Below are 12,435 nucleotides of genomic sequence, written 5' to 3'. Positions count from 1 at the left end.
AGACGGTTGCGACACTCCAACCTTTCGCGAAACTTAGGATTACACTTTCGTTTTGTTTATATTCACTGATTCAAACAGTAGAACTAATGCTATGCTGGAAGGATTATTTGATATCAAGAATGATCGCAGACTAAGCGTCTATCTGTACCGCACCGGTTTTGGTTTCTGGCTGATGTACATTGCGCTGGGCGCGCCTGCATTGCATGTGTACAAGCATTATCGCCAGGATTGTGGAATACTTTGTTTGATGCTGATGGTCTTTGCTTTTTCCGCATCGATGGTGTACGATTACTTCCACCACCGCGATCAGTATGAAGTGAAGAAAAAGTGGCTGTTTATCAGCTACGTAATTCTGGCCGGGCTGATCTATTTCCTCGAATTCCGCGGCCACGAAAACAGCATTAACCTCGATTGGCTGCTGGGTCTGCTCTAATCGGTTACCGACTGCGAACTCTGCATCATTTCCCGCACTTTTCCGTACGAAAGATCCGGTAATGCCGCTACTTTCCCGATCACGATGATCGCCGGCGAAGCTATTTCGCTTACTTGTGAAAGCGGCACGATATTGCCGATCTTGCCCGTAACTACCTTCTGGTTTTCGAGCGTACCATTTTGGATAATAGAAATGGATTCGTCGAATTTGCCGAGCTCGGAATAAATGCTGACGATCTCCTGTAACTTGTGAAGGCCCATTAGTATAACCACCGTGGCGGTCGACTGCGCTGCCAGGCGCACGTCTTTGGAAAGCTCGTGTGCTTTGGTCGTGCCCGTAATCACCCAGAAACTCTCGCTCATTCCGCGTGAAGTCAGCGGAATACCCGCCAATGCCGGCGCGGCGTAGCTACTCGAAATGCCGGGAATGACTTCCGATTCAATGCCGTGTTCAGCGGCGAAAAGAATCTCTTCATACCCGCGACCGAATATGAACGAGTCACCGCCTTTGAGCCGTACAACTTCGCCGTATTGACGCGCTTTTTCGACGATCAGATCGTTGATCTCGTCCTGGCCGCAGCTGGTTTTGCCAAAGCGTTTGCCGACGAGGATCTTGGCGCAATCGTCCGGGCAATAATCCAGTAAAGCGGGGTGGGCAAGGGAATCATACAAAACGACCCGTGCTTTTTGCAGGGCCTTGATCCCTTTGAGGGTGATCAGGTCGGGATCGCCCGGACCTGCACCGATGAGTGTCAGTTTCATGGTGAGTGGGACTTCGGCTTTCGGCTGTTGGCTATCGGCCTTTTTTGTGCAAATATCAGCACAAGAAAAAGCCGACTGCCGACAGCCGAAAGCCGACAGCCAATTTAACTATCCTTTCCGAACGAAAGCTCTTGCAATGCAGGCTCGCCGGTTTCGACCAATTGCGCCTCGCGGGTTTCGCGGACGAAGTTCAGGAAGTTTTCTGCCGTGCTAATGAAATAGCTGGCGAATGCTTCACTTGGTTCGAATTTATTAATGCTGAATACCAATGCTTTGAATGGCGTTTCAGCTTGATTCTCTACCTCAAATCCGGCGTGCACTTCATATTTGAAATCCTGTCCGAAATGTGTTTCGAAATCGTTGATAATGCCGTATTGCGTGTTGGTGGTCACATCTTTCGACATCAGCAAACCTTTCGCGCCGGTGATGAACACGTTGTAAGCGTGGTATATCGCATCTGCCCAAACATCTGATTGGAAAGATTCTTTGGCGAGGTTCAATTTTTCCTGACCTTCGATGATAGTCGTCGCCACAAGGTCAACCAGCACGGAAGCACATTCTCCCACCCCGATTTCTGTTTTGAACAATTCATCGTGATCCCAGTCGCGGTAATCGTCGTCCTGTACCGTTGTCAGATCCGCGAGTGGTTTCAGCAACTGGAAGAAGTAGTTTTTAGTCTGACGGAGATAGTATTGGTTGAAATACTCTCCATCCATTGCATTTGCTTCATAATCATTGAAAAGCAGGCGCAATACTTCCGGTCCGCGTTTGGTAGGAACCTTAATGACTTTATCACCGATCAAACCAATGCCGTCGCCGGAGAAACCGCCGCCGAGCAACACCTGCAATGCCGGTAGTACCAATTTGCCATTTTTGATCGAGCTGCCGTGGAAACCGATATTGGCCGCATTATGCTGGCCGCAACCGTTCATACAGCCGCTGATCTTGATTTTAATATCCTGGTTATAAATCATTTCAGGGAACTCGTCGCGCATTACGTCTTCCAGCACGCGGGTGATCCCGTAGCTGCTGGAAATGGCCAGGTTACAAGTATCGGTTCCAGGGCAGGTGGTAATGTCCATCGTGCTGTCGAAGCCCGGCGCTGCAAGGCCGAGTTTCGCGAGTTCGTGGTAGATAGCTACGAGATCTTCGCCTTTTACAAAACGGAGAATGTAGCCCTGGTTTACGGTTACACGAATGTCGTCGGCAGCATATTGGCGAACCACATCAGCCAGGCTGCGGGCGGTATCCGAGTTCATATCACCCAGCAACACGCGCAGCTGCACGGCGTACCAGCCTTTTTGCTTTTGCTCAAATGTATTGGTACGCAGCCATTTGGTGAAAATATCGAGCTTGTCGGCATCGATGCTTTCGGCTGCAATTTTCAGGATTTCCGCTTCGGACAATGCAGGACGCGGCGCGTGATTAACTGCCTCGTATTCATTGGTGCCAAAAAGGTCTTCCGGAATCTGGAACACTTTGTTTCTAACGGCTTTGCGTTCTTCTTCCACTTTCTCCATCATGCCTTCGAGGCCGAGGTCGTTGAGGAGGAACTTCATACGCGCCTTGTGGCGACGTACGCGCTCGCCGTAGCGGTCGAACACGCGAAGCAATGCTTCAATGAACGGGATAACCTTGTCTTCTTCGAGGAATTCAAATGCCGTTTGTGCCGAGAAAGGCTGTGCACCAAGGCCGCCGCCGATCAGCACTTTGAAACCGCGAACGGTTTCTCCTGCTTCGTTCTGACCCAATTTCGCGATCAGGCCCACGTCGTGGATGAACGCCAATGCGCTGTCTTTTTCAGAAGAAGAAACGGCGATTTTAAACTTCCGGCCCATATCCTGGTTGATCGGGTTGCGGAGGAAATAAGAGAAGATCGAATGGGTGATCGGCGTCACGTCGAATGGCTCATCCGGATCGATACCCGCGACAGACGATGCCGTAACATTGCGGATCGTATTACCACAAGCTTCTTTCAACGTGATGCCCGCGTCTTCCAGGTCGGCCCACAACTGGGGCGAGTCCGAAAGTTTTACAAAGTGCAGCTGGATATCCTGGCGCGTAGTTGCGTGCAGGTTGCCAGTCGCATATTTGTCGGATGTATCTGCAATGCGGACCAGCTGGTCGGCTGTGATGCGGCCGTAAGGCAATTTGATACGAATCATCTGCACGCCGGGCTGACGCTGACCATACACACCGCGTGTAAGGCGGAACTTACGGAATGCCTCTTCCGGCGTCTCACCGGAGTTGAATGCACCGATCTTTTGTTGCAGGTCAATGATATCGCGCTTCGCAACGGCGGATACTTTGTCAGAAATGATTAAATCGCTCATGATGATATTCTAATCGTCTATCGGGATAGTATATTTTTATTCAATAGTGCGGTGACGTTGGGTGTTTGACCTTCAATAGCCCGGCTTCGACTCCGCTCAGCCTGACATTGCTCATGTCAAGCCGCACGGGAATGTCACCCTGAGCGAAGTCGAAGGGTATTCCCTCAAACATTACTCGATCATACAAGCCCCAACCGTCACATTGGACGTCTCGTCGATCAGGATCGCTGCGCCGTTTGCGCGATTCTTCTGATAGGGGTCGTATGCGATGGGTTGAGCTGTCCTGAGCACGATTCTTGCTACGTCATTCAGTTTCAGGGCCTCTACCTCATCCAGTTTTTCATAAGAGTTGATGTCGATCTGGTATTCGATGTCACGGATCGAGCAGCGCGAACGTGCCGTACCGTGTTGCAAGACATATTTGTTACCTGGTTTCAGCGTCTTCTTGTCGTCCATCCAGCACACCAGCGCTTCGATATCCTGGCTTACGATCGGTGAATTGTCAACGGTCACGATCGTATCGCCGCGGCTGATATCGATATCGTCTTCCAGCAATATCGTTACAGATTGAAGAACAGATGCCTCCTGGATTTCGTTTCCGCCGAATTCGATTTTAGCGATTTTAGATTCTCTTTCCGAAGGCAATACCTTAATCGCGTCGCCTTTTTTGAAAGTACCACTTTGTACCCGACCGGCATAGCCACGGTAGTCGTGCAGCTCCTCGGTCTGAGGACGGATCACATATTGCACCGCGAAACGACCGTCTTCCTGGTTCTGGTCTTTGAGCACATTCACATTTTCCAGTACCGAAAGCAATGTTTCGCCGGTGTACCAGCTCATGCTTTCTGACCGGTCTACGATGTTGTCACCATTCAAAGCACTCACCGGAATAATGGTAAGGTCTTTAATAGACAGTTTCTCAGCCAGTTCCTTATAACTTTTGGCGATTTCGAGGAATGCATCCTCCGAGTTACCAACCAAATCCATTTTGTTCACCGCTACGATTACGTGGGGAATACCCAGCATGGAAGCGATCAGCGAGTGACGACGGGTTTGTTCCACCACGCCGTGACGTGCGTCAACCAGGATAATGGCCAGATCTGCGTTGGAGGCTCCGGTCACCATGTTACGGGTGTACTGAATGTGCCCCGGCGCGTCGATACTGATGAACTTGCGGTTCGGTGTCTGGAAATATTTGTAGGCAACGTCGATGGTAATGCCCTGCTCGCGCTCCGAACGAAGGCCGTCCGTCAGCAATGCAAGGTCGATTTCGCCCGCATTACGGGTTTTGCTGGCGCGTTCGATGGCTTCCATCTGATCGGCCAGGATATTTTTGGTATCGTAAAGCAAGCGACCGATCAATGTGCTTTTGCCGTCGTCCACGGAGCCTGCTGTTATAAATCTTAGTAAATCCACTGGTAATAGTTTAAAGTCTATGAGTTAAGAGTCTATGAGTTGAGAGTTCATGAGACTCATGCTTTGAACTCATAAACTCCTGAACTTTGAACTCTTTAAAAATATCCGCCCTTCTTCCGATCTTCCATCGCCGCTTCCGTCTGCTGGTCGTCGATGCGGGTTTCGCCGCGTTCGCTGATTCTTGAAATGGTGATTTCGGCGATTACTTCGTCGAGGGTAGCTGCGGATGATTCCACTGCCGCGGTACAGGTCATATCGCCCACGGTGCGGAAACGTACCTGGCGGGTTACGATCTGGTCTTCCGGATCGGGTTCGATTACTGGCGTGTTGTTCAGCAATTTGCCGTCGCGGAGGATCAGCTCGCGTTCGTGTGCGAAGTAGATCGAAGGCAATGCGATACCTTCTCTTTTCAGGTAAGCCCAAACATCCAGCTCGGTCCAGTTCGAGATCGGGAATACGCGTACGTTTTCACCTTTCTGAATGCGGCCGTTGAACAAATTCCAAAGCTCGGGGCGCTGGCGTTTCGGGTCCCATTGACCAAACTCGTCGCGGAACGAGAAGATACGCTCTTTCGCGCGTGCCTTTTCTTCGTCACGGCGTGCGCCACCAATACATGCGTCAAATTCAAATTCTTCGATGGTATCCAGCAAAGTGAAAGTCTGCAACCAGTTACGGCTTGCATTCTTACCGGTTTGTTCTTTCAAACCTTTTGCCTTGATGGTATCCTCCACATAACGAACGATCAGTTTCGCATTGATTTTTTCGGCCAGCTCGTCGCGGTACTCTATCGCTTCGATGAAGTTATGACCGGTATCGACGTGCACCAGCGGGAAGGGGATTTTGCCGGGTGCGAATGCTTTTTTCGCCAAATGAACCAATGTGATCGAATCCTTACCTCCTGAAAACAACAGGGCAGGGCGCTCAAACTGGCCGGCTACTTCACGCATAATGTAAATGGCCTCTGCTTCCAGCTGATCCAGGTAATCCGGAGCGCTGCGTTCACTAATCTCCCGTTGGATGTCGGAGGCCTCGTTCACTGAAATTGACATATTTTTGGTTATTGATTTTTTGTTAATAGCTGTAAGCTTTAGGCTATAAGCTGTAAGCCATATGTTTTTTAAGCTTAAAGCCTAAAGCTTACAGCTTATAGCTACTTCGCGTGCAACCCGCACTCTTTCTTCGACTCATCTTCCCACCACCATCTTCCGGCGCGGAAATCCTCGCCTTCCTGGATCGCACGGGTACAAGGCGCGCAGCCGATGCTTACGAAGCCTTTGTCGTGCAACGGGTTGTAGGGAATGCCGTTGGATTTGACATATTGCTTCACCTCTTCGAACGACCAATGTAAAATCGGGTGGAATTTGAAAAGCTGGTGCGCCTCGTCCCATTCGAGTCTCGGCATATCATGACGGTTGCCCGACTGTTCTGCCCGGATACCCGTCACCCAGATTTTCGCACCTTTCAATGCGCGGTTCAGCGGCTCCACTTTGCGGATGAAGCAGCATTCCTTCCGGTTTTCGATGGATTCGTAGAAGCTCAGCGGCCCTTTCGTACTCACCAGGTTCTCCACCGCCTCGGTTTGCGGGTAGTATACCTTGATTTTAGTGTCGTAGCGGTTATTGGTTTTTTGCAAAGTCATGTAAGTCTCCGCGAAAAGCCTTCCGGTATCGAGCGTGAAGATGCCGATATTGATATTATTCTTTAAAATGAGGTCGCTGATCACCTGATCCTCATAACCGAGGCTGGTTGAAAAAACGACTTCACCGGGAAAAAGGTCCGCCAGTATCGCCAGCGATTCCGTTTCACTTTTGCCCTCGATGGCAGCGTTTAAAGATGCTAATGTTTCGTTCATGGTTGTTCTCCGGCTAGTGTTATAGCCTCTTTTAATATGCGGTCGCTGATCCGGAAATCAGTTTCCATTATCTTTTCAAAAACCGCTTTGGCCGATGGTATCTTGTTTTCCATTTTGGCTTTCACAATTACCCCGATCGTACCAGTCACTTTAATATTCATTTTCGACGCCGTTTTCCGGGCTTTCAGATCGTCAAGGATCACCGTGCAGCCCTGCGTTTCAAATGCAAGGGTTAATGCAGATGCTTCTCCGAGATCCAGTATTTCTTCGAACAGCGATTGCAGTGCTTTGTTTTCAACTGTTCTGACTTCGATCCAGTCAGGCAGATCGAGACCAAATTCTCCTGCAATTTCTTTCGTGACAAAAACATGCTTGTAAATGCTTCTCAGGATTTCAAGCTCTTCGATTTTGGATAATAAAATCAGGCAGCTGGAATCCGCAATAACAAGCGTATCACGCATTGGCAATGTCATTTTTTAACTCTTCCAAGGACTCACCGAAAAGGGAAAACCCAAACCTTCCCATGATTTCGATAAAAGATCTTTTGCTAATGCCGACAATCTTTGCAGCCTGACCAACGCTTACCTTGCCGCGCTCATATAGCTGACCGGCCAGAAGCATTTTTATTTCAAATTCTTCTGAATCCAGCGACTCCGGTAAGTTGATGGTCAATGTTTTCATATCGACATTGTTGAACAATCTATACTACTCCAATATAGCACTTTTCACTGACACTTCCACGGCGTGCGTGAAGTCCTCGATGAGGTCTTCAATGTCTTCCAAACCGACCGAAATGCGGATCAAACCTTCGGTGATACCCAGTGCGGCTTTCTCCTCCGGCTTCAACTTGGCGTGGGTAGTCGTGTTCGGGTTGGTGACGATTGTGCGGGTATCGCCGAGGTTGGATGACAGCGATGCGATCTCCAATGCGTCCATAAATGCTGCTACGCGTTCGAAACCGCCTTCAAGATCGATGGTGACGATAGACCCACCAGCGCTCATTTGCCGTTTCGCGAGTTCGTATTGTGGATGCGATTCCAGGAATGGATATTTCACCGATTTTACGTCAGGATGCTTGTCCAACGCCGTAGCCAATGCCAATGCGTTAGAAGCGTGTTTCTCCATTCTCAGGCTCAGCGTTTCAAGGCTTTTGCTCAATACCCAGGCGTTGAATGGTGACATCGACGGCCCGGTCTGGCGACAGAAAAAGCGCAGCTCCTTGATGTATTCTTTTTTACCTACAACCACACCACCCAAAACGCGGCCTTGTCCGTCCATGAACTTCGTGGCGGAATGCAGCACGAGGTCGGCGCCAAAGTCGGCAGGGGTTTGCAATGCGGGTGAGGCAAAGCAGTTATCTACATTGAAAATAATATTGTGTTTTTTTGTAATGCGACCGATCATGGCAAGGTCTACCAGGTCCAAACCGGGATTGGACGGTGTTTCGAGGTAGATCATCCGGGTATTGGGCTGTACTGCCGCTTCCCATTCTGCCTCGCTCGCGTCCGCGTCCAGGTAGGTGTGAGAAATACCCCATTTAGGCAAAATCTGCGTGATGATCTGATGCGCAGAGCCGAACAACGCACGACATGCCAGGATGTGATCGCCGCTTTTCAGCAATGCGGCCATACTCGCAAACACCGCCGCCATACCGGTTGCAGTGGCTACACCGTCTTCCAGGCCTTCCAGCATACAAACCTTGTCCACAAACTCCTGCACACTCGGGTTAGAGAAGCGGCTGTAAATGTTACCTTCTTCGGTTTCCTCAAAAAGCGCTTTTCCCTGCTCCGCGCTCTCGAATGTGAAGCTGCTGGTCAGGAAAAGGGGAGTCGAATGCTCGCGATACTTGGTTTTACCGGTTTGAGTGCGTATCGCTTTGGTTTGTTTTTTCATAGGAAGCTTTAGGCTGTATGCTTTAGGCTATAAGCCCTTTGTGTAATGTATTGTAAATCAATTAATGTAAATAAAATGGCCTGCTCCAATATAGCTTATTGCCTATGGCTTACAGCTTAAAGCCTATCGCTTAAAGCGTACTCAAAACCATGTATATAATCCTCACACTCACGATGATGACGATCGTGCCTACCATGATCATCATGGTTTTGATCGGCAGGCGACGGGATAGTGTGGCGGCGATGGGCGCGGAGACCATACCACCGAGGATCAGGCCGAGCACCACTTGCCAGTGTGAAAATCCGATAATGCTGATGAATGTAACCGAGCTTGCCAGCGACACGAAAAACTCTGCGAGGTTTACGGACCCGATGGTGTACTTGGGATGCCTTCCACGCGCAATGAGCGTCGAAGTTACGATCGGCCCCCAGCCTCCACCGCCGATGGAATCCAGCGTTCCGCCTGCCATCGCCAGCCAGCCGATTTTCGTGATCGGCCTTTTTTCAACTCGTTTCTTTAACGCTTTCTGGATAATAAGGATTCCCAGGATGAGCGTATAAATTGCCACTAATGGCTTAATGATGTAAATGTATTTTTCGAGGGAAGAGAGGGCATAAGCTCCGGTAATCGCCCCAAGCACGCCCGGAAACAGGATCTTCTTGAACAATTTGCTGTTCACATTCCCGAATTTCAGGTGCATATAACCCGAAACGCCGCTGGTAAAGATCTCGGAAGTGTGCACGCTGGCACTCACTGCCGAAGGCGGAACACCCAAGGTGAGCAGGAATGTGGACGCCGTTACACCGTAGGCCATACCCAATGCGCCGTCGATCATCTGGGCCACAAAGCCCCCGAGGATATAGTAAAAAAAGCCTTCGCTCACTTCGAGCTCGTTCCACAGGAGCGTCAGTCGATCGTAAGAGAAAAAGGTGAAAAGCAAATGCCCGATCACCATCAATGCGATCGCAGAGAAGATGTTAACCGCTACTTCTGTGCGGCTCCGTTTCCTTACAGTGGCCGCCCAAAGCTTTTGCTGAATGGTCTCCCAGGTAAGAGGTGTTTTTGTATTATTTCTGGAAACAGCATTGGTCAGAAAGTCGTTTTCTTTCCTAACGGCCGCTGTCTGGAAGATATCGTCGGATTCCTCGGGCAGGTCACGCAGAAAAACCGCCTTTCCCTGCTCGCGTGCAAGCGCAGCCAAACGCCGATCTTCCTCAGGATCACCACTTGCGATATAGGCAACGTGTAACGATTCCCAGTTCTTTTCGGTGTTTTCAGTAGAGGGTGTAAAATCCGCCGCTTCCTTCAAAGTCTATGTAGTATACTATAATTATAGAGTAAACTTTCAAGAAAATAGCAAACAGAAGTTTGCTATTTCAGGACGGCAAATTTAAGATCAATTTATTAGTTTTCAAAGAATAAAAACGGAAGCCGCGTTAATAAACGCGTACTTCCATGAGCGATACCGGGACATGCGCATGACTGTTTCGCAGCCTGATTTTCAGCGAATGCGTTGTTACTGGGTTGGCAAATGCCAATGTTCTTTTGGTCAAATGGTTGTCAGTGATTGTTCCGACTACATTACCGGCATCGTCCAGCACCTCAATATCCTGTGTGCAAAAAGGCATGACAGTTTCGGGATGGACGTAAATCACGTTTTCCATCGGGTGGTCGAAATCGGTGTCGAACACGAAATCGATTTTGGAAATGCATTGATTATCATCCCATTGTAGTAGAAGTTCGGGATTTCGGTCGTCCGCTGCTGCTACCCAGGCATTCGGCCCGGCGATTGGGCGGTGCCAGCCATTTTTCAGGTTTGCTGGTTCAAAAAGTGAAATAGGCTTGTTTAATGTGAATGCAAGGTTCAATCCGGCGGGCCGGCGCTGCGGGCACCAGAACTCGAAGGTGTCGACACCGAGGTCCCCGGCAGGTTCCTGTTTGCCGTAATTGGAAACGGCAGGATTCGTCGCGTTGAAAACGGTAACCAGCCCGGTTACCCGTTGCTCGCTGTACTGGATTTTGACGTGCTCATTTTTCAGGAAACATACAAAAGCATAGCATTCCTCCCGGAAGTCGCTATCCCAGTCGAGGACCAGTTCGTGTTTGCCCGCGATCAAACGGTAACTTTTTGTCTCCTGAGTCACATCCGGCGTATGGTTGAACGGCTTGCTGCTCTTGCGGAGTTCCACAAGCAACTCTGTTTCCTGCAAAGCTTCCACCCAAACCGTCAAAGAAGGCATTTCACCCTTAACCGGTAGCATTTGTGCTACCGAATGTGCGATCGTTTTCCATTGGTCGGAGCCGAATAATGCCTGCAATTCCAATGTCGAAGAAGCCGTCACCTGCGCATTATTCACGAGGTTATCAGGGTCGGAAACCGCGGTTTGTGGTAAATACTGGCCTGAGCGCCACAGTTCCAATTGCAGTTCTTCCAGATACTTCTCACCCACTTCCCGCGGCGAGCAATGGTGCTTCTTAGCCACTGCTGCGGCAATAGCGACTGCCTGTCCGCCCGTCGCGCTCGTGGCCATCACGCGTGTAGACGCGAACGCGACGTGCGTAGCGCTGATAATCCGGCCCGCGATAAACAGGTTGTCAATGTTTTTGCTGTAAAAACAGCGGTAAGGGATGCTGTAAACGCCTTTGCTGTGCCATTGGTTACAGCCGGCCTGATCGGAATACACGCCGTCGGCAGGATGGAGATCAAGGCTCCATCCGCCGAATGCCACGGTGTCGTGAAAAGCCTTTTGCTCTACCACATCCTGTTGTTTTAACAGGTAATCCCCTTCAAAACGGCGGCTTTCGCGCTTTCCCGGTATCGTACCAACCCATTCGAGCGTCATATTCTCCGCCTCCGGAAATTCGCCGGAGTTTTTAATATAATTCCAGGCTCCGTAAACAACTTTCCAAAGCTCCCATTTGATCTTTTCGGTATCGTGCACGGTGTCCAGCCTGCCGCCGTATTCCAGCCACCATAGCCGGCAGCCGAAATCTTTGGGATTGAACGTCTTGTACCGCGGGATTTCAGTAATATCCTGCAAAGCAAATGAGGGCGGGATAAACTTTACCGGGCGTCCCATATCTTTGGAATAGAAATACATAGAATGCCCCAGGAGCTCGCCATAACCCTTGTCCGGCGCGAACTTCTCCCCGAATTCGTCCATAGACTCTGCACCCATCCGGAACGCCGCTCCCGCCAGAAACCCGACGATGCCATCGCCGGATGAATCGCAGAACAGCGGGGCTGTCAATACATATTTGGTACTGTTCTGGCTGCAAAATGCATGCAATGCTTCGATTTTATTACCATTTTGTGTTTTATCAAGATCATAAACCGCCGTGTTGAGGAGCAACGTGATGTTTTCTTCCTGCGTGACCTTTTCGAGTAGCACGGTGTCGAAGATCAACGGATTGCCATCGGGATTGCGATAAGCGTTTTCGAGCATGATTTCGTCGATTACGCCGCCCTCACGTGCCCAGCGGTTGTTGTTGCCCATGTGTGAGGTGGCACCCAGGATCCATAGCCGCACTTCGCTCGAACAGTTGCCTCCCAGCACCGGCCGGTCCTGTACCAATATCACTTTCAATCCCGCCCTCGCCGCGGTAATGGCCGCACAGGTGCCGGTTAATCCTCCTCCGGTAATGACGAGGTCTGCGGCTAGCGCGATGGTTTTGGGTTCTCTTTTGTGTGTTGATTCTCCGATTATCATCTTGTCAGGTCTTTATATGTCGTTGTTTGCATGGCCT

At 50.1% G+C, this 12,435-nt stretch carries 11 protein-coding genes; 1 reads left to right on the top strand and 10 read right to left on the bottom strand.

Annotated features, from left to right (window positions below; all coding sequences use genetic code 11):
• Window positions 1-91 precede the first annotated feature (91 nt).
• Window positions 92-433: a hypothetical protein gene (locus J7619_RS05370; RefSeq protein ID WP_291195152.1), complete on the top strand. Its 342-nt coding sequence runs from the start codon at window positions 92-94 to the stop codon at window positions 431-433.
• Here J7619_RS05370 and cobA read toward each other — a convergent pair.
• From cobA to J7619_RS05320, 10 genes are all read right to left on the bottom strand, one after another.
• On the bottom strand, window positions 430-1,194 hold the full coding sequence (gene cobA / locus J7619_RS05365) for a uroporphyrinogen-III C-methyltransferase (RefSeq protein ID WP_291195150.1): 765 nt from the start codon (window positions 1,192-1,194) through the stop codon (window positions 430-432). The genes J7619_RS05370 and cobA overlap by 4 nt on opposite strands.
• A 104-nt stretch (window positions 1,195-1,298) precedes the next feature.
• On the bottom strand, window positions 1,299-3,527 hold the full coding sequence (locus tag J7619_RS05360) for a nitrite reductase (protein ID WP_291195147.1): 2,229 nt from the start codon (window positions 3,525-3,527) through the stop codon (window positions 1,299-1,301).
• 171 nt (window positions 3,528-3,698) lie between these two features.
• On the bottom strand, window positions 3,699-4,943 hold the full coding sequence (locus tag J7619_RS05355) for a sulfate adenylyltransferase subunit 1 (RefSeq protein WP_291195144.1): 1,245 nt from the start codon (window positions 4,941-4,943) through the stop codon (window positions 3,699-3,701).
• 95 nt (window positions 4,944-5,038) lie between these two features.
• The gene (gene cysD, locus J7619_RS05350) at window positions 5,039-5,992 is read right to left on the bottom strand and encodes a sulfate adenylyltransferase subunit CysD (protein ID WP_223403531.1); all 954 of its coding nucleotides are present in this window, start codon (window positions 5,990-5,992) and stop codon (window positions 5,039-5,041) included.
• A 101-nt stretch (window positions 5,993-6,093) separates the two neighbouring features.
• The gene (locus J7619_RS05345; RefSeq protein ID WP_291195138.1) at window positions 6,094-6,795 is read right to left on the bottom strand and encodes a phosphoadenylyl-sulfate reductase; all 702 of its coding nucleotides are present in this window, start codon (window positions 6,793-6,795) and stop codon (window positions 6,094-6,096) included.
• Window positions 6,792-7,256, bottom strand: coding sequence for a DUF3368 domain-containing protein (locus J7619_RS05340; protein ID WP_291195135.1), 465 nt, complete (start codon window positions 7,254-7,256; stop codon window positions 6,792-6,794). Before J7619_RS05340 ends, J7619_RS05345 begins: the two co-directional genes overlap by 4 nt.
• Window positions 7,249-7,476: a UPF0175 family protein gene (locus J7619_RS05335; protein WP_291195132.1), complete on the bottom strand. Its 228-nt coding sequence runs from the start codon at window positions 7,474-7,476 to the stop codon at window positions 7,249-7,251. Before J7619_RS05335 ends, J7619_RS05340 begins: the two co-directional genes overlap by 8 nt.
• A gap of 24 nt (window positions 7,477-7,500) precedes the next feature.
• On the bottom strand, window positions 7,501-8,688 hold the full coding sequence (locus tag J7619_RS05330) for a PLP-dependent aspartate aminotransferase family protein (protein ID WP_291195129.1): 1,188 nt from the start codon (window positions 8,686-8,688) through the stop codon (window positions 7,501-7,503).
• Between the two features lie 130 nt (window positions 8,689-8,818).
• On the bottom strand, window positions 8,819-9,997 hold the full coding sequence (locus tag J7619_RS05325; protein WP_291195125.1) for a sulfite exporter TauE/SafE family protein: 1,179 nt from the start codon (window positions 9,995-9,997) through the stop codon (window positions 8,819-8,821).
• A gap of 127 nt (window positions 9,998-10,124) precedes the next feature.
• Window positions 10,125-12,398 carry an FAD-dependent oxidoreductase gene (locus J7619_RS05320; protein ID WP_291195122.1) on the bottom strand — a complete coding sequence of 758 codons (2,274 nt, stop codon included), beginning with the start codon at window positions 12,396-12,398 and terminating at the stop codon, window positions 10,125-10,127.
• Window positions 12,399-12,435 lie beyond the last annotated feature (37 nt).

Source organism: Dyadobacter sp. (assembly GCF_017744695.1).
Taxonomy (GTDB): domain Bacteria; phylum Bacteroidota; class Bacteroidia; order Cytophagales; family Spirosomataceae; genus Dyadobacter.
This window is presented reverse-complemented; position numbering and strand designations above follow the sequence as displayed.

Coding starts and splice junctions, on each gene's coding strand:
- J7619_RS05370 (WP_291195152.1), top strand. CDS start 92: ATGCTGGAAGGATTATTTGATATCAAGAATGATCGCAGACTAAGCGTC.
- cobA (WP_291195150.1), bottom strand. CDS start 1,194: ATGAAACTGACACTCATCGGTGCAGGTCCGGGCGATCCCGACCTGATC.
- J7619_RS05360 (WP_291195147.1), bottom strand. CDS start 3,527: ATGAGCGATTTAATCATTTCTGACAAAGTATCCGCCGTTGCGAAGCGC.
- cysD (WP_223403531.1), bottom strand. CDS start 5,992: ATGTCAATTTCAGTGAACGAGGCCTCCGACATCCAACGGGAGATTAGT.
- J7619_RS05345 (WP_291195138.1), bottom strand. CDS start 6,795: ATGAACGAAACATTAGCATCTTTAAACGCTGCCATCGAGGGCAAAAGT.
- J7619_RS05340 (WP_291195135.1), bottom strand. CDS start 7,256: ATGCGTGATACGCTTGTTATTGCGGATTCCAGCTGCCTGATTTTATTA.
- J7619_RS05335 (WP_291195132.1), bottom strand. CDS start 7,476: ATGAAAACATTGACCATCAACTTACCGGAGTCGCTGGATTCAGAAGAA.
- J7619_RS05330 (WP_291195129.1), bottom strand. CDS start 8,688: ATGAAAAAACAAACCAAAGCGATACGCACTCAAACCGGTAAAACCAAG.
- J7619_RS05320 (WP_291195122.1), bottom strand. CDS start 12,398: ATGATAATCGGAGAATCAACACACAAAAGAGAACCCAAAACCATCGCG.